This is a genomic window from Parabacteroides sp. AF19-14 (genome assembly GCF_003635485.1).
Lineage (GTDB): Bacteria > Bacteroidota > Bacteroidia > Bacteroidales > Tannerellaceae > Parabacteroides > Parabacteroides distasonis.
Genome location: NZ_QTMJ01000001.1, coordinates 107,578 through 124,213 on the forward strand (window position 1 = coordinate 107,578; position 16,636 = coordinate 124,213).

Here is a 16,636-nt window from a genome sequence, read left to right on the forward strand (position 1 = left end):
TTCTCTGCGTGGGTACTCAATGATATACGTGTTTTCCTGTAGCGTCTAGTCTTTATTCCCCGGGCTATATAACATAACAAAACTTGTTAGCCGTGCTTTATGCTCCCGTACCGCTCGCATTCGCCCGTCTAAAAGTTGCTGTTATGTTAAATAGCCCTACCGTGCCGCTCCATCACTCACTACGGCTTCATGCGTCCTCTCTTCGCTGCGCTTCGTTGCGGGCGCAAGAATCCTTCGTTCCGTGATTCCGCTTCGCTCTATGCCAAGATCAAGCTCAATTCAAAGTTACATATCAGTCGGGTGGGGGCTGTCTTTGTTGTTATGCGTTCTTTGCGTCCTTATACGGTGCTCGCCTACGGCTGTGCTCCGCAGTCCGCAAAGATCGCTACCGTAGGCGTTTATATAAGCGTCTTTTCATCTACAGTTACTCATTGCGTGTAGTGCGTCTTCGCTTCGCTCGGCACCGCTTTACGTTCCTCGTTCCTCGTCACTGCCGATACTATATGTTCGTGTGTCCCTATACGATCTGCTACGCTATCCCGCCGATCAGTCGCTCTATCGCTTCGCTCTCTCGCTCCCAAGCGGCGTGATAACTCCGCTCCGAACGTTTTAATAATAGCCTCGTGCCGCCTGCCGCTGGCTTTCGCTCCGTGCCCGCTGCCGGGAACCGCCAGCGTTCCCGAAGCGAATCATACAAAAGTGCTTACTATCATTTACGTTGGGTTTTATTATGCCTCTTATCCTCGAGCGTAATCATGGTAAAAAGTTGGATCGGGTAGGGGTTTCACCCCTTGTCTTGCTACTGGCAACCGTATATCCCCCCCTCTTGTTTCCGCTCTTTACGGCTGCTTCGCAGCGGCGATATTGCGCCTCCGGCGCACCCCATATCAATAAATTTATTAAGAAATAATAATATAATACATATAGTAATTAACATTATTAATTTGTATATTTATGTATTGATAATCAATAAAATATGCATTCATTATGGAACTTAAATTATTTGTAGATAGGAAGGAATTAGATATTTTAATAGGTATAGTAAAAGAATATTATCCGTCTTTTTCTTATCGTTATTCAAAGATTGAGGGTATGGAATATTTTGATATAATATTGAACGTAGATAGTCTGTCTTCTATATATACGATCGGCTATCTTACCGCTAAGTATAAACAATAAAAAATAACTTGCTTATGGTTACTGTCTATGATCCCCTAAAAATCGAGAGGATACAAGAAAGTCCCTACGGATCGACCTTGTTTCCGGATTTTATGTATTATTCGATTAGACCTGTAAGGGCTAAACCTAGAGGTATCTGTTTCTATGTGTCAGATACCGCAAGATCAATCGAAAGTGTACACGTGTTGTCACGAAATGGAAGGCAAACGGTCTACATTAAGCTGTATGGCGATCCCTACGCTTACTCACCTTCGGAATTGTTTGAGCGTCTTGATGATGCTATGGAAACATGTATCGAGAGAAACAGATATCGTAACTCGAGAGTGCTAGACGAAAAAGGACTAGAGGTCCAGTATCAAGATTTGTTGAATGATGTGCTTCTCTCGCCCGTTAAGTAGAACGGGCGTGGATTTTACGCTTAGACCTCCTGTATCTAACTGATTATTAACATAATAAATACATATATATGAAAATAAAATATGGAGATTTGATTAGAATCATTATAAAGGATGGCGGGCTGGAAATGATCGCTTTGGAGTATGAAGATATAACATCTTTGTGTGACGTATTTTATCGTGTTCGAAAATATCTTATAACAAGCGGGTTATGTATACCAGTACGTGTTACAGTCATTAATTTTGATCGTTCCGTATATAAGACTTATGAATATGATCCGATTCATTAAATTAAATCTTATCTTTGCGTTGTTGTGCCCGAATACGTTATAACTGCCTATTGTGACCGTTGGTTTTTCTTGGCAATGGGTAGGGCATTTTCCGATCGGAAGACGTTCTGATCTATGGCGATTTCCCGTCTATGTGAAGATACATAGGCGGGATTTTTGCATTTATTAGTTAAATAATTATAAAAAACAAGCCTATTGCAAACTAATCATTTTGACATTTTGATATATAAATACCATTTTATCGTTACATCTTGCTACTATCTTCGGCATCCCTTCGGAATGTCAATGACCTTGCTTCGGTTAATACTAATTTGCACCTTTGCCGGACGCTGGAATACGCTCAATGTAATTCTGCTCGAGCATAGAAACCAGCTATTAAATACTATGGGACTAGATAAAACGATGGGTATCGGCATATCTCGTAAGTCAACGGGTGATGCCACATTCCGTACTGTTCACGGACGTGTTATTGTTTCTAAGAGGATTCGTGAAAACAAGTCAAAGAGTACAAAGCAAGTATCTCAACGATCCGCATTTGGTTCATTGGGTCATTTCGCAAAGATTAATGCGGCATGGATTGATCGCCATTTTGATCCAGCAAAATACGGCACTTCTCGAAATCAGTTTATGAAACTAAACGCTCCTATAATGGCATGGTTAAGAGATCAACCGGATTTACCTTCGGATGATGTTAGTAAAATGGCATTAGCGATAGAGGCGGGCGTTACTCTGTATGCGGGCTATGGGTCTGTAGTTATGGGTACGACTTTTACAGCTACCGGAGACAAATTAACTGCTGTAATATCCTCTTCTAAGGAATTTGTTAAGGGTGATATTGTGGAAGTTCAAATCGTTGTGTCCTATAAGGTAAAATCAAGCGGAGGCTTATCTATGACTACGTCAATGGTGCGAAATTATGAATATGTCATTACCGAGCAAGATGTAGCGAGTAGTTCTACGGAAATAACTCTAAATGAATCGAAGATTCCACAATTAGCTACGGCGTTGAAAACGCCCGTAAATGCGGATAGGGGATCATATGTCTATGCGGCGGCGCTGAAATCAACGGATTATAAGAGTGCGTCATTCTTCGATGGGGTCTCAGTAAGTAGCGGGGGAGACTCGGAGAGTCCCGATGAAATTTAATGGAACCTATTTGGAAGTATACCGTAGGTCTATTAGTAGAGGTTGTAATAAAAGTGTTGCAAACACTTATCGGTAAAGATGGTAATGTAATTAAAGGTACTGGAAGCAAATCAACAAAAGAGTAGAATTTGTTAATAAAATAAAACGCAAAGGGTGAGTTCTTGTGATTCACCCTTTTTTTATGTTACTTCGTGTTGGGTAGAGATAACTAGACGGCTGGGGGGCTGTCTACTAACGGTATCCCAACAGAAGCAAGTCCGGCGATCCGTAAAACGATCGCCGTCTTTGTTTACGGTGTAATTCCCCCAAAAATAAAAGACTTGCGAAATGAAACAAGACAATTTTACCCCCATAATCTTAAATCGAATGAGCCGGATTAATGCAGCCTTTTCCGCTTCTCCGGTTATGGGGAATGTGGATTATACTAGACGAATATAAATGCAGCCATACGCTATTTCTGTTGATTGGCTGCAAGTTTATTGTTTTACAGATACATACGAATTAGAGAATTTTGTACCAATATTCCCAACAGACTACAAGATTATCAAAATGTCATACGGTACAAGGCAGTTTAAGAATGTATACGAGGTTTATTGTGATGAGAGAGAACCAAATAACTCTATTAAACATAATGGGAATTATAAAATTAATAGCAAGATAAGGATAAATTAGTGCATTCAAGCAAAGCTTGTAGCTGCTTTGAGTAAAGACACAGATCTTTTCACGGCTGTGAAACGTTTGTTTCATGGATGTGAAAAGATCGTATCACAGCTGTGAAAAGATCAGATCACCTATATGAAAAGATTAATTCAGCTTGACGCAACTATTTGATTCGCTATTAACTCCTTCAAATAAAGCATGACTTTCGGATGACTTAATGGCATGTCCTCTAGGATTTCTTTAAGCTCTCGCGTACTGATATCAAATGAAACCAGATCTGAATGATATGAGAAATGAATGTTTATGTCTGGATTACTGCCTATAAGCATAGCCATTGTACCCGCCAAATCTCCCCAAGGCGGACAATCAATATGAGATGAGACAAAACAAGCAACAACTACCGTACCTTTTCCCTGTATGGAAGATATTTCCACATTCCCGCCTGTTTGCTCCGCGTTTTGTATCAAGAAAGGTAAGCCTAGACCCACTTTTCGTGTCGTGCGAGTCGTATAAAACGGATTACGGATCAGAGAGACTGTTTCCGGATCCATACCACAGCCATTATCCGCGATACGAATACATATGGATGTGTCCTTTATCTGTATATCTATCTCTATGTCAGAAGCTTTTGCTCTGATACTATTAGCGGTTATATCCGTGATATGAAACGAGAGATTATCCATGAGAGGCGAAAATTAAGTGATTGTCTTTTTGATCAAAAGCCTTTCGTAAGCCATCGAAGGTTAATTCCTCCGTTTGCCAAATGGAGGGCTGAGTACCTATTTGTTCGGGGCAATGAGCATCCGAGGCTGAGTATTGAGTCTGCTCTTTCAAATACCCGTGAATAGACAATAACTTACTGTATCTTTGCTGATTATTATATTCAATAGCATCTAAAGATAAGCAGGGGTCTATAAAACCTAATTGACTGATCAAGCTGAATGACGGACGTTCTACATGGGCGGCTACAAATAGAGCATCCACCTTACGTGCTTGAGCGGCTATTTGGTTTACGCTTTGATCCAAGGCGGAGAGCAAAAGATAGGGTACTTCTCCTAGAATCTCATTCTCCGCATTCACCCAAACTTGATCGCCAAAACGTTCCGGATCATTTGGAATTGGAGGGAGATGCTCTTCTAAATATCGTTGGAATCGCTTACGGGATTCATCGGTCGGGAAATAAACCAGACAATGCGCTTCCTCACGGGTCGTAACTTCTACGCCCGCAAAGACCCTTAGTCCGAATCTCTCGCCAAGGGATTGAATCTCCGGGCATTGTAAGGTCGTATTATGGTCCGTAATGGCAATAGCATCCAAACCTTTCGCTAAGGAACGACGCACGATCTCCGATGGACTCATTTCCAGACTGCCGCATGGCGACAGGCAAGTATGGATATGTAAATCAGCTAAATACTGTTTCATCCATTCTCATTCTGTAATAAGCGGTAAATCATACCGGAAGCCTCGAACGCGGAACGTGTAGTTCCTAAAAGAGGGACAGCCTCTTCCCTACCTTTTTGTAAGGTCTCATCATCTGGAGAGGTTCCGTTCACGATCAATACCGCGGAGGCGTCTTTTAAAGTAGCCACGGCCAGTATATTCTGATGCGTTTGCATGGTAATCCATAGCATACCCTCCTCGATATGTCCCATGACATCACTTAGTAAATCGCTCGTATAGCCCCCGGTTATCTCTGTATCAAGGCCCTCTTCTCCACAAAATACAGTAAGATTCAACATCTTCACTAAATCACAAACCTTCATATTTAGCTCCTTTCTTATAACAATCCTTATTTAAACGATCTTTCCCCCATGTCTTCTCAACGATACGGAAGGCATGCTCTTGATCTAGTTTACCGTGCTTCTCCATATTACGTTGCATAAATACGCAATCACTGAATTGAGCCTCGTGGCGTACGATATCCTCGGCCAAGCTTTGACAGTTCGGGCTACCGCAAGCGCCACAATCGATTCCCGGTAGGTAACACATCAATTTCCGCACTTGCTCCATTTTCTTCAGCATCTCATCGATCGTTCCATCGTACAACCGTTTGGGATTCGGTTGCACCGGACGGATCGTAATATGCTGCCTCAAATAGGATAAAGCCTCGAAATTATCGGCGGCGTATATCATCGGTACTTTATCCCGGTTCATGGATCGCTTCATGATACGCTCGGCCGTGAGGAAACGGTTCGCTACGGCTAATACACCTCCGGCACAGCTACGGTCGCAAGCCCTCAGTTCCAGAAAGTCTACGTTACGTACCTCGCTGGTCGTTTCCATTCGTTCCAAGAAATCGATCACATTATGGATCTCATCGATCGCGAGGCAACGACCGGAGAAATGTTTGGCCTCCCCTCCTGTCTGGCTCCATCGCATCTCTTTTTTCGTTAATGGCCGAGGAAGCTCACATTCCGGCTCATATCCTCTCGGGCGATTCTTAAGAATATGGTATACCTTATTATATAGGGTATCCATATTTATCACGCCTTTGATCGTAGATGAGTAACCTTCCGCTCCCTTCAAGGCGGCGATTTTCGCCGCGCAAGGCGTAACATAAAAGATACCGATCTCTTCCGAGGGAACACCTTGCCCTTCCAATATCTTATGATAATAAGTGGCCGAGGCGTTTACCGGCGCTTTCACCAATAAGATATTATCCACCAGCGCAGGGAAACGGACTTGTATCAACCGGACGATAGCGGGACAAAAAGAACTGATCACCGGCTTTTCCTCGGCGTTTTCCATCTGCCGTACCATTTCCTTATGGATCATATCGGCGGTAAACTCTACTTGGAAAACATGGGTAAAGCCCAGTTCCATAACGGCGCTGATAATTTCCTTCTCGGTCGTGTACTTTGAGAACTGCCCGATAAATACCGTGGGCATCAACGCTACCCTGCATTTATAATCAAATATACGCTGGAAGTCATCCTGCTCCACATAGATAGCCTCTGTCGGGCACGATTTCAAGCACTCGCCGCAATCCACGCACCAATCCTTATGGATCAAAGCCTTACCATCCCGGATACGGATCGCTCCCGTAGGACACTCTTTCATGCAATGCGTACAGCCTATACAGCGGTCATTGTCAATCTTCAAGGCATGATAAAAATTAGCTTCCTCCATGGTCTACGCTCCTTCTTTATTAAACCATGTGACCATACGTACCGTGGTACCTACGTCTACTTGGCTCTCGATCGTTAATTCATCTACGTTCTTCTTCATATTTGGAAGTCCCATTCCGGCACCAAATCCCATCTCACGCACGGCCTCGGATGCCGTCGAATACCCTTCACGCATAGCTAGCGATATATCCGGGATTCCGGGCCCTTCATCCTTCAGTTCCAAAGATATTTTATCAGCGTCCAATTCAGCGACAACCGTTCCTCTCCAAGCGTGAGCCACGATATTCACCTCCGCCTCATAAAGCGCCACGACCACCCGCTTAATGATCCGGGGATCGATAGCCAATTGCTTCAAGACCTTCTTTATCTGGCTAGACGCATAACCCGCCTTCGAGAAATTACCGCCCTCCAACTCAAACTTAAATAGCATATCTCACGACCTCCTTTCTTAATATATAGGAAGGAGCCCCGCGCTATAAAGCTCTCCGACCGTATGATACATAGAATGATCTGTTTCCAGAAGAACCATATTGTTCTCACGAGCCAGCTCCAGCATATCCGGGGTTACTTTCTTCCCCCGCACGAAAAGTATATAAGAAACTTCCGCCATCTCCGCGGTACGGATCGTTTGCAAATTACAAAGTCCTGTCACCAACAGCACATCACCACAATCCAGCGTAAGCACGTCACTCATCAGATCGCTGGCAAAAGCGCACTGCACATCGTTCTCCCGTTTCTCTGAGCCACAGACGATGGAGGCATCGGTAAGCTCTTGAATTCTTTGAATCTTCATAAGGTACCAGAGGTTACATTTTACATGGGCTAATGTAAGAAATAATTTCGAATGTCGGCCTAGTATATTACATTAATTACTATCTTTGGTACACTAACAAAAAATAATCCTTATGTTCAGTAAAGAAACTTATATGGCCCGCCGGGCTAAGCTGAAACAAACCATAGGTTCCGGTTTGTTGCTATTCCTTGGAAACGACGAGAGTGGGATGAACTACGCCGATAATACGTATCACTTCCGTCAAGACTCTACCTTCTTGTATTTCTTCGGATTGCCATACGCCGGGTTATCCGCTATCATCGATATCGATAACGATAAGGAGATCATCTTTGGCGATGAGTTGACTATAGACGCGATTGTATGGATGGGTACGCAGCCCACCCTAAAAGAGAAGAGCGAGGCCGCAGGTATCAAGGAAGTCCGTCCTTTCAAGGAGATCGAGACTTACTTGAAGAATGCCCAGCAAAAAGGCCAGCCAATCCATTATCTGCCGACATATCGTGCGGAACACCAGATCAAGTTATTCCAATGGTTGGGTATCGTACCCGGCGCGGAGAAACCTTCCGTGCCTTTCATCATGGGTGTCGTAAACCAACGGAATTACAAGAGCGAGGAAGAAATCGCCGAGATCGAGAAAGCTTGTATCGTAACCGCCGATATGCACCTGACTGCCATGCGTACCGTACGTCCGGGAATCCGGGAGTCGGATGTAGCGGCTGCCGTTGCGGAAGTAGCTTTCGCCAACAATTACCAGCTCTCCTTCCCTATCATCGCCACGATCAATGGGCAGACCTTGCACAACCATGATCATAGTCATATGATTAAGAGCGGTGATATGCTGTTATTGGACGCCGGTGCCGAGACTGAGATGGGATATGCCGGAGATATGTCGTCCACCATCCCGGCCGACTCAAAATTCACGACCCGTCAAAAAGACATCTATGATATTCAAGTAGCCGCCCATGAGGCTGCCGTAGCGGCTTTGCGCCCGGGTATTCCTTTCGTGGATGTATATGAGTTGTCTTGTAAAGTGATCATGGAGGGTTTAAAGGACCTTGGTTTCGTGAAAGGAGATCCGATGGAGGCCGTAAAAGCCGGTGCTCACGCCATGTTTATGCCTTGTGGCCTAGGTCACATGATGGGATTGGATGTACATGATATGGAGAATCTGGGAGAGGTATACGTTGGTTATGACGGACAGCCGAAGAGTACGGAATTCGGACGTAAGTCATTGCGCTTGGGACGTAAGCTGGAACCGGGTTTTGTCTTGACCATCGAGCCGGGCGTATACTTCATCCCCGAATTAATGGATTTATGGAGAGGCCAGAACAAGTTCACCGAATTCATCAATTACGAGAAGTTGTTTACATATAAAGATTTCAGTGGCATACGTAACGAGGAAGACTATCTGATTACCGAGAACGGCGCTCGTCTATTAGGAAAGAAGATCCCTTTGCGTACGGAAGAAGTAGAAGCAATTCGATAAATCCTATACATTATTATATATAAGCTTATGCAAAAGGGAGAGCCTTAAAAACAGCTCTCCCTTTTTGGGCTAAACGAGAAAGACAATGTATGAAACGATTTAAAAGCGATATCCAATACTTAGAAAGAACGAATGCATAAAACGAATCCGGGGCATACTAAGCCTTTTTCCCTCTACAACGAAGTTTCGCCCTCCACTATATAAATCAAAATTCGAGAATATATACCCCAAAGAGAATATATACCGCTGGTCTATATCGAGGCTCAACATACTTTTAATATGATAAAATAACGATTTACCTCCCTTGTTCTTTATATGATCGAATTTTTGAGGTATCCATACCCCGGGAGTGTTTGGAACATAGCTTATATTAAACTCTTGATTGACAGGCAAAGGAATGGTTAATCCAGGTGAAACGACCAAAGAGAGTCCCGTATCCTTGTCTTTCCCGAATTTAAAAGTGGGAGTTACTAACTGGATGGCCGGACGTAACGCAAAGAAATGACAGCCCGGATTACTCTCATCTGAATCCCAGAACCACTGATTATCTCTTGAAAACCCCGTATAACTATCTTTCTCAATCGTATTACAGAAAAGCAACCCCATAGTAATTCCCACATAAGGAATCGGTAGATAAGTAACAGATGGCTCTACCTCCCATGCTGAATTATTATTCAAGGCACCGGAGAGTTCTACTTTCCACATATGGGATTTTTCTACCTCTTGCGCCTGTCCCTCAAAGGTAAAGATCAAACAAATAAAGAAAAGTATAGATCTCATTATATATAGGATGTTAGTTGTTCATTTACAGTAAAGACAGAGGACCTTCTCAATCACCCTATCCATTAGGGTTAATAAATCAAAAAGAGTTAATAATAAACACGGACTTAAAAAGAAAGTGTACATTTCCTTCTCAGACTATACATGCTATTTCATCATCTCGAAACGAAAACTCGTGAATCGATAAAAAAAGGCTGTCCCATCTTGAAGTGGAACAGCCCTCTTTGCTAAATAATACTGATTAAATTGCTTTCAGAATCTCGGTCAGTTTTTCCGGTGTGACGTTGGCGGCGATTATCACTCCTTCGTCGTTAATCAAGAAGTTCTTGAAACCTTTTCTTAAATCATACTTCTTGTACAACTCTGACTCTTTACCCAGTCCTTCGTGAAATTGCGTTGACAGATCCAACTTGTCAATCTTTACCGTCTCGGTAAAAATAGATTCTTTCTCATCCATAGAGATCGAACACATCGCGATTTTGTCCGGACCAAACTTGTTAACCTCATTCGCCAATTGCACGTTACGAGCCCGCGATTCCGCATCGTAAGCCGCCCAAAAGTTGAGCAATGTATAACGTCCTAATTGGTTGTGGAAACTGGCTTTAGCGTCGTTTCCCAAAAACTCTATTCTCGGAGCTAGATCACCGGGGTTCACACCCTCGGTAAGTTTCGCCTTTTTCGAACCGGCAGACATTCCTAATAACGCTACCGATGCGATGAGAACATAAGCTCTTACCTTCATATTTTCAATTTTACGTTAAACTTAATCGGGGGAATCTCCCGAGGGACAAACTCCCGACTCCTGATTTTCAGGATCGTAAACAAGCATGTTTCTTTCGCTAAAGAGACACTTACTTGTCTTTAACGGGTGCAAATATAAAACCAAATACTTCTTTCCACCAAATTATATAGCGATTTTCTGCAAATTAGCAAGCTTTTTTATATGTTTTAGCGCACACATCGATAAAAAATTAACTGTTTTGCAACATAAATTTAGAAGTAGAGTACCTTTTTCTCCCTGAGAGAACTGCAAAATTATCAAGAATCATTAGCTTCCCGCTCCCCTACCTTTAGACCGATAACAGGGAATCCTTAGCGATTTCATCTTTAAGTATAGATTATCCAACAACTGTTGCATAATCATCTAACAGTTGGTGCATGATCTTCCAACAGCCGTTAGATGATCATGCACCAACTGAAAAATTAGCAATGCTTCAAGAACAAACCGCTAATCCTTCTTGGAAAAGAGGCTAATAACATTAAGAGATTCTCTTTAATCACCTTGTACTGCCATCTTGAAAAATAAAAGGAAAAAAATACCCTTCCCTCTTGTTTATTCAAAAACTTCCACTACATTTACAGTGTACTATTAAACTAATACACTAAAGCAGCAAAACATATGATTACATTAAAAGAACTCTCATTCAGCTATAGCCGCAAAAAAGAGGTACTTGATCGTATCAATCTTGAGGTTGGATCGGGACACATCTGCGGCTTATTGGGAAAGAACGGTGAAGGAAAGACTACGCTTCTAAACCTTCTAAGCGGACAGATCTTTCCGGATCAAGGTTCTTGCCTCGTATTGGAGGAAATTCCTTCCGAGAGAAACGCTCGTTTCTTGCAGCAGATCTTCTTATTGCCGGAGGAAATCTCCATGCCTGAGGTCACCGCCATAGAATATATAAAGATGTACGCACCTTTTTATCCGACATTTAGAGACGATATCTGCAAGGCTTGCGTAGAATCGTTTGAGATCAATCTATCCGATCGCCTGTCGAAAATGTCTCAAGGACAACGGAAAAAGGTGGCGATAACCTTGGCGCTGGCCGCTCATACGCCCCTGCTTCTAATGGATGAACCAACAAATGGGCTGGACATTCCCTCGAAAGCGACATTCCGCAGACTGGTAGCCTCTTTGATAGATGACAATCAGACGGTTATTATCTCCACGCATCAGGTCAGGGATCTGGAAAGCTTGATCGACACGGTATTGATCTTAGACCAAAGGCAAATCCTATTGAATAAGACGTTGAACGAGATCGGCGAGAAACTTTATTTCGGACCGCTCCTGCCGGAAGAGAAAGCTCTTTATTCCGAGCCTACCCCGCAAGGGACAATAGGCGTCACCGCACGGGAGGACAAGGAAGAGACAGCCGTATCCTTAGAGTTGCTCTTTAACGCGGCGATAACGTATCCCAAAGAGATCCAAAGAATCATGAACTCCTAAATACACATAGTTATGAAAACAGATTTCAGTATACAACGCATCAATCTTTTACTTCGCAAAGATTGGATAGAGAATAAGAAGAAATTAGCTTATGGGGTGTTGGTCATCCTCGGAGTCCTCTTCTTTTTCCTGTTATCCTCCATTTTATGGGATACGAGATTCCGTACCTTTACATTATATGTATTGGGATCATTAGGAACTTTTATCGCTTTCTGTAGCTACGTAAACTTAATGATACACCGCCCTAGAGGATTGTTCTTAACGCTTCCCGCGAGCAACCAAGAGAAATATGCCGCTATCCTAATCGAAGGCATCGTGGTATTCTTAGCATACCAAGTCACGTTCTGGACTGGGACGGGAATAGCCTCAATGCTCATTCATATACAGCCTGTAGCATTCAAGGACATTATCATGACCTTGCAAGATTTCACCATGCTGGCGTTTGTCGGTTCCTTGATGTTCCTCTCTTACGTCACATTCAAGAAGTATGCTTTAGGAATCGCTTGTGGTGGATATATATTGATAATCGCTTCTATCATAGGGATTGTTTATCTATGCATAAACATCTTGAATATCCAGCCGGGTATGAATAGTTTTTGTTATGAATCTTCCCCGTTTTATACCGCCGTGTATTGGCTGAGCTTTGCCTTTACACCCGCATTTCTCATCGCGACCCTCGTGGTCTTATACGTCGCTTATCTAAAACTTAAAGAAAAGGAACTAAGATGAACTACAATACGAATCAATCCATATTTATCCAGATAGCCGAGCGGATTTGCGACCGGGTATTGAGTGGTAATTACAAAGCCGATAGCCGTATCCCGTCCGTACGGGAACTGGCGGTAGAGATGGAGGTAAATCCAAATACGGTCATGCGTTCCTTCGAGCGCCTGCAAGCCAACGATATTATTTACAACAAGCGTGGGATCGGCTACTTCGTCGCTTCCGACGCCGAGCAGAAAATCCGTGAGATGCGCCATAACCAGTTCGTGGAAGAGGTACTTCCCGCCGTCTTCAAGGAGATGCACCTGCTAGATGTAGGTATCGACGAGCTTACGAAAGCCTATACATTATATATATCTACCATTAAATGAAGACAATCATGAAAAAAAGTAATCGCGTATTTATCGCCCTGATAGCGACATTATATATCGTCCCAGTCCTCACTTTCGGCGTTGCCCAGTTTACGTCGGAAAAATGCCTTACAGGTTTCACGCAAAAGTTTCAGATTATCCAGATAGATAATCCGGAGTTGAAAGCGGAAAACATAAAAGTCGATACGAGAACCGCCTCCAAATTTCCCCGGGGGCAAATACTGGAAGCAAAGGACCGGTCGTTACTCTATTACGAGGGAATGAAACGGTATTTGCCGGAAGTCAGCCGCCACGATTCTCTATTATTGGTTAGCGGGGCGAGGGACGCCGGGCAAGATAAAAATCTCACGTTGCATATCCGTATCAACAATATCCAGAAGATCCGTCTGAACGGAGAAGAGATTTGGACTAAGTAACAAGCACATACACACATTATTTCTTAATCATTAAATCGTACTATAATGAAACAAATCATTATGGCAGCCCTTCTTATATCCTTTTCTTGGGGTATTCGGGCACAACAATTACAGATCCGGGGGAAAGTCATCGATCTATCCGACAAGTCTCCTCTTGAGTTCGCGAATATCACGCTTCAAACAGCCGATTCCGCATTCATCACAGGGACGACGACGGATAGTAAAGGACTTTTCCGGATCGAGAAAGTCAAGGCCGGAGATTATCAAGTATCTGTTTCCTCCATAGGTTACAAGACTTCGGTAGTCTCCGTGCTGGGACTTTCCCAGAATATAGATCTCGGTACGATCTCATTGGCATCCGCTTCTATATCCTTAGATGAAGTCACGGTCAACGCTTCCGCTATCCGTAATACGGCGGACCGTAAGATCGCATTCCCTACCTCCGAGCAAAAAGCGGCCTCCAGCAATGGCATCAATCTATTGAACGCCTTGATGCTTCCCCGTTTGGAAGTGGACCCGATCCGGAATAGCGTATCGCTATCGAATGAAGGGACGATTCAATTCTGTATCAACGGTATCAAGGTAGAGCTGTCCGATATCCGGGGTTTATCGCCACAGGAGGTAATCCGGATAGAATATCATGATAATCCGGGCTTACGTTACGGTAACGCCTCTGTCGTACTCGACTACATTGTCCAGAGGGAAACTAGCGGAGGTTCTGTCAATCTGGATCTTAGTAATTCGCCGACCACCTCTTTTGGAGACGATCAGGTATCGACGAAGTTCAATCATAAGAAATCGGAGTTCGGATTGCAATACGCCGTCCGCTACCGGAATCCGTATCATATCTGGACGGAAGGAGTCGAGACCTTCCGCTTTGAGAGTGGCGAGACGATGGAACGTACCTCGGAAGGTCTGCCAAGAGGAATGTCCGAGACCTCTCATAACCTCTCTCTTAATTATAATCTGGTAGATAACGACCATTATTATTTCAATGCCACGCTACGCTATTTCTTATCAGACGAGGATAAAGGTGGCGGCAAGAACCTGTATACCAACAATAATCCCGAGGATAAGACATACGCTTGGAATCCAAATAGCAACTCTACCAAACGTCCTTCCCTCGACCTTTATTACCAACGCTCCTTACCACATAAGCAGACATTGATACTTAATATGGTAGGTACGTACATACATACGAACGCAAACCAAATGTATCAAGAATGGAAAAACGATATCCTCTTATCGGATATCTTGTCGAACGTGGACGGAGACAAATATTCCATCATCGGCGAGGGAATCTACGAACGGCAATTCGAGGCCGGTCGATTGGGAGGAGGATTGAAACACACCCAATCGTGGACGGATAACACCTACAGCGGAACGGTTGGAGGACGAACCAAGATGAAACAGTCGGAGACGTATCTCTATACGGAATTCAGCGGACGTGTCAAGAAGTTGAATTATACCGCCGGAATAGGTGTCTCCCGCTCATGGCTCAAGCAAGAAGGTGAGGAAGATTATCAATATTATACGTTCCGCCCAAAGGTATCCTTACAATATAACTTTACGGATAATATGTATTTCCGGGTGAACGGTAGCGTAAATAATGTCTCACCTAGCCTATCGGAGCTAAGCGCCATCGAGCAATACATCGATACGCTCCAGATACGCCGGGGAAATCCTTATCTGAAACCCTATAAGAGTTATGACATGCAAGCCAATTATCTATATAAAAAAGGAATATTCACCGGAGACTTAAACTTTTATTACAGTAATAGCCCGGACCGGATCATGGAGGAAGTGATACGAGAAAATAATAAGTTCATTCGCATTACCGATAACCAAAAAGGATGGCAGAAACTAAGCGGTGACTTGACATTACGTGTCGGCCCTATCATCAAGCGGATCATAAGCCTATCCGTGACAGGTGGAGTCAATCGTTATATCAGCGAAGGAAATAGTTACTCGCATACCTATAACAATTGGTATTACCGGGCTTCCGTCATGGCTATGTACAAGAAATTCATGGCTATGTTCCAGATACAAAGTAGCTATAATACGTTTGTCGGCGAATTATTGCATGGCGGCGAGAATATCCATATGTTTATGTTCCGGTACAATCAAGGTAAATTCGCCGTTGGAGCCGGATTGATGATGCCTTTCTCCAGCCAGTACAAACGGGTAGAGGAAAATCGGAACGCTTACGCTCCCAGCCGTACGAACATGTACGCGAACGACTTCAGCCGAATGTTGATGCTAACCTTCTCTTGGAATTTTGACTTCGGCCGCAAGTTCAAGGAGGCCAACAAGAAACTTTGGAATAGTGACGAGGATTCGGGTATCATGCGATGATCCTCAAATAAAAAAAGTCCGGTATTAATTACCGGACTTTTCTTTTCTATCTTCAGGAGGGGGAATTGGAACCCCTTCTTTAATAAACTCATCATATACGATCTTAGGATGGTCTTGCGGAGAAGCCAGTTGATATTCCGCGGCGAAATTATCCCGCCTAAAATTCTTCAGCTTAAGGTTTTCCGCGCTGTAATTTCTCAAGGTCTCCTTTCTGTCACCAAACAAAGAACTGTTCAATACTTCCGAATCCAGAATATTTTCTTTCGGAGTCATCGTCGGCAAAAGGTTTTGTTCCAGCAATCCTCTATAAGCGCCAATGTATTCGCACCAAACAGAATTACCTTTTTGATAGATTCGATAGGTGTAGTTAGACCAAGCTGTCGTTACATGAATCTCATGCTCCCAGATATCGACGCATGCCTCTGAATCAAAGTAGGGATCTTTAATCGTCACACGTCGCAATCCATGATTCTCATCTCTCACTAAAGTCAGCCACTTATCTGAATGAAGTATTTCAGAAATAATGTCGGGCAACTTTTCCTTGATTTCAAATTGGATTCTCATACATTTCGCCTGCCGGTCAGGACTTTTTAAGGTTGCCAGGTTCTCATTAAACATTTTGTCGTTAATACGATAAAACAAATATAAGCAAAAATGTTTAATATAATATACTCTTTTTCGATAATT

20 protein-coding genes are annotated in these 16,636 nt (G+C 43.3%); 10 read left to right on the plus strand and 10 right to left on the minus strand.

The window, feature by feature from the left end; translation table 11 throughout:
- Positions 1-189: 189 nt before the first annotated feature.
- Positions 190-441, plus strand: coding sequence for a hypothetical protein (locus DWX33_RS22265; RefSeq protein ID WP_147425488.1), 252 nt, complete (start codon positions 190-192; stop codon positions 439-441).
- 88 nt (positions 442-529) lie between these two features.
- Here the strand turns inward: DWX33_RS22265 and DWX33_RS22330 are convergent, their stop codons facing one another.
- On the minus strand, positions 530-697 hold the full coding sequence (locus DWX33_RS22330; protein WP_157310332.1) for a hypothetical protein: 168 nt from the start codon (positions 695-697) through the stop codon (positions 530-532).
- A gap of 290 nt (positions 698-987) precedes the next feature.
- On the opposite strand from DWX33_RS22330, the gene DWX33_RS00450 reads away from it, so the two are divergent.
- The 3 genes from DWX33_RS00450 (at position 988) to DWX33_RS00465 (ending at position 3,010) form a co-directional block, all read left to right on the plus strand.
- The gene (locus DWX33_RS00450; protein WP_009017456.1) at positions 988-1,179 is read left to right on the plus strand and encodes a hypothetical protein; all 192 of its coding nucleotides are present in this window, start codon (positions 988-990) and stop codon (positions 1,177-1,179) included.
- Between the two features lie 466 nt (positions 1,180-1,645).
- Positions 1,646-1,864 carry a hypothetical protein gene (locus DWX33_RS00460; RefSeq protein ID WP_009017457.1) on the plus strand — a complete coding sequence of 73 codons (219 nt, stop codon included), beginning with the start codon at positions 1,646-1,648 and terminating at the stop codon, positions 1,862-1,864.
- A 384-nt stretch (positions 1,865-2,248) separates the two neighbouring features.
- Complete coding sequence (locus tag DWX33_RS00465; RefSeq protein ID WP_044546841.1) at positions 2,249-3,010, plus strand: hypothetical protein; 762 nt, start codon at positions 2,249-2,251, stop codon at positions 3,008-3,010.
- An 809-nt stretch (positions 3,011-3,819) separates the two neighbouring features.
- Here the strand turns inward: DWX33_RS00465 and DWX33_RS00475 are convergent.
- The 6 genes from DWX33_RS00475 to DWX33_RS00500 are packed head-to-tail and all read right to left on the minus strand — an operon-like array spanning position 3,820 to position 7,591.
- Positions 3,820-4,353 (minus strand): ATP-binding protein, encoded by a 534-nt coding sequence (locus DWX33_RS00475; RefSeq protein WP_005862300.1) that lies wholly within the window; start codon positions 4,351-4,353, stop codon positions 3,820-3,822.
- Entirely contained in the window at positions 4,346-5,092 is a 747-nt protein-coding gene (locus tag DWX33_RS00480; RefSeq protein ID WP_048927298.1) for a PHP domain-containing protein, read from the minus strand. The genes DWX33_RS00475 and DWX33_RS00480 overlap by 8 nt, the downstream gene beginning before the upstream one ends.
- Positions 5,089-5,433, minus strand: coding sequence for a DRTGG domain-containing protein (locus tag DWX33_RS00485; RefSeq protein WP_005856952.1), 345 nt, complete (start codon positions 5,431-5,433; stop codon positions 5,089-5,091). Before DWX33_RS00485 ends, DWX33_RS00480 begins: the two co-directional genes overlap by 4 nt.
- Positions 5,420-6,799, minus strand: coding sequence for a [Fe-Fe] hydrogenase large subunit C-terminal domain-containing protein (locus tag DWX33_RS00490; protein WP_122379670.1), 1,380 nt, complete (start codon positions 6,797-6,799; stop codon positions 5,420-5,422). The genes DWX33_RS00485 and DWX33_RS00490 overlap by 14 nt, the downstream gene beginning before the upstream one ends.
- A 3-nt stretch (positions 6,800-6,802) precedes the next feature.
- Positions 6,803-7,228, minus strand: coding sequence for an ATP-binding protein (locus DWX33_RS00495; RefSeq protein WP_005856948.1), 426 nt, complete (start codon positions 7,226-7,228; stop codon positions 6,803-6,805).
- Between the two features lie 18 nt (positions 7,229-7,246).
- A complete protein-coding gene (locus DWX33_RS00500) occupies positions 7,247-7,591 on the minus strand; it encodes a hypothetical protein (RefSeq protein WP_005856945.1) in 345 nt (114 codons plus the stop codon).
- Positions 7,592-7,703: 112 nt separating this feature from the next.
- On the opposite strand from DWX33_RS00500, the gene DWX33_RS00505 reads away from it, so the two are divergent.
- Positions 7,704-9,077 carry an aminopeptidase P family protein gene (locus tag DWX33_RS00505; protein WP_005856943.1) on the plus strand — a complete coding sequence of 458 codons (1,374 nt, stop codon included), beginning with the start codon at positions 7,704-7,706 and terminating at the stop codon, positions 9,075-9,077.
- 99 nt (positions 9,078-9,176) lie between these two features.
- Here DWX33_RS00505 and DWX33_RS00510 read toward each other — a convergent pair whose 3' ends face one another.
- Both DWX33_RS00510 and DWX33_RS00515 read right to left on the minus strand, forming a co-directional pair.
- A complete protein-coding gene (locus DWX33_RS00510; RefSeq protein WP_008779890.1) occupies positions 9,177-9,857 on the minus strand; it encodes a hypothetical protein in 681 nt (226 codons plus the stop codon).
- Positions 9,858-10,098: 241 nt separating this feature from the next.
- Complete coding sequence (locus tag DWX33_RS00515; RefSeq protein ID WP_005856939.1) at positions 10,099-10,599, minus strand: thioredoxin family protein; 501 nt, start codon at positions 10,597-10,599, stop codon at positions 10,099-10,101.
- Between the two features lie 657 nt (positions 10,600-11,256).
- Here DWX33_RS00515 and DWX33_RS00520 point away from each other — a divergent pair.
- The 5 genes from DWX33_RS00520 to DWX33_RS00540 are packed head-to-tail and all read left to right on the plus strand — an operon-like array spanning position 11,257 to position 15,949.
- Positions 11,257-12,084, plus strand: a complete 828-nt coding sequence (locus DWX33_RS00520; RefSeq protein ID WP_008772154.1) for an ATP-binding cassette domain-containing protein — start codon at positions 11,257-11,259, stop codon at positions 12,082-12,084.
- 12 nt (positions 12,085-12,096) lie between these two features.
- On the plus strand, positions 12,097-12,813 hold the full coding sequence (locus DWX33_RS00525; protein WP_122379671.1) for a hypothetical protein: 717 nt from the start codon (positions 12,097-12,099) through the stop codon (positions 12,811-12,813).
- Positions 12,810-13,178 carry a GntR family transcriptional regulator gene (locus tag DWX33_RS00530; protein ID WP_005856933.1) on the plus strand — a complete coding sequence of 123 codons (369 nt, stop codon included), beginning with the start codon at positions 12,810-12,812 and terminating at the stop codon, positions 13,176-13,178. The genes DWX33_RS00525 and DWX33_RS00530 overlap by 4 nt, the downstream gene beginning before the upstream one ends.
- 8 nt (positions 13,179-13,186) lie before the next feature.
- A complete protein-coding gene (locus tag DWX33_RS00535) occupies positions 13,187-13,594 on the plus strand; it encodes a hypothetical protein (protein WP_122145388.1) in 408 nt (135 codons plus the stop codon).
- Between the two features lie 45 nt (positions 13,595-13,639).
- A complete protein-coding gene (locus DWX33_RS00540) occupies positions 13,640-15,949 on the plus strand; it encodes an outer membrane beta-barrel protein (protein ID WP_122145383.1) in 2,310 nt (769 codons plus the stop codon).
- A gap of 24 nt (positions 15,950-15,973) precedes the next feature.
- Here the strand turns inward: DWX33_RS00540 and DWX33_RS00545 are convergent, their stop codons facing one another.
- Positions 15,974-16,567, minus strand: a complete 594-nt coding sequence (locus tag DWX33_RS00545; protein ID WP_005862283.1) for a hypothetical protein — start codon at positions 16,565-16,567, stop codon at positions 15,974-15,976.
- Positions 16,568-16,636 lie beyond the last annotated feature (69 nt).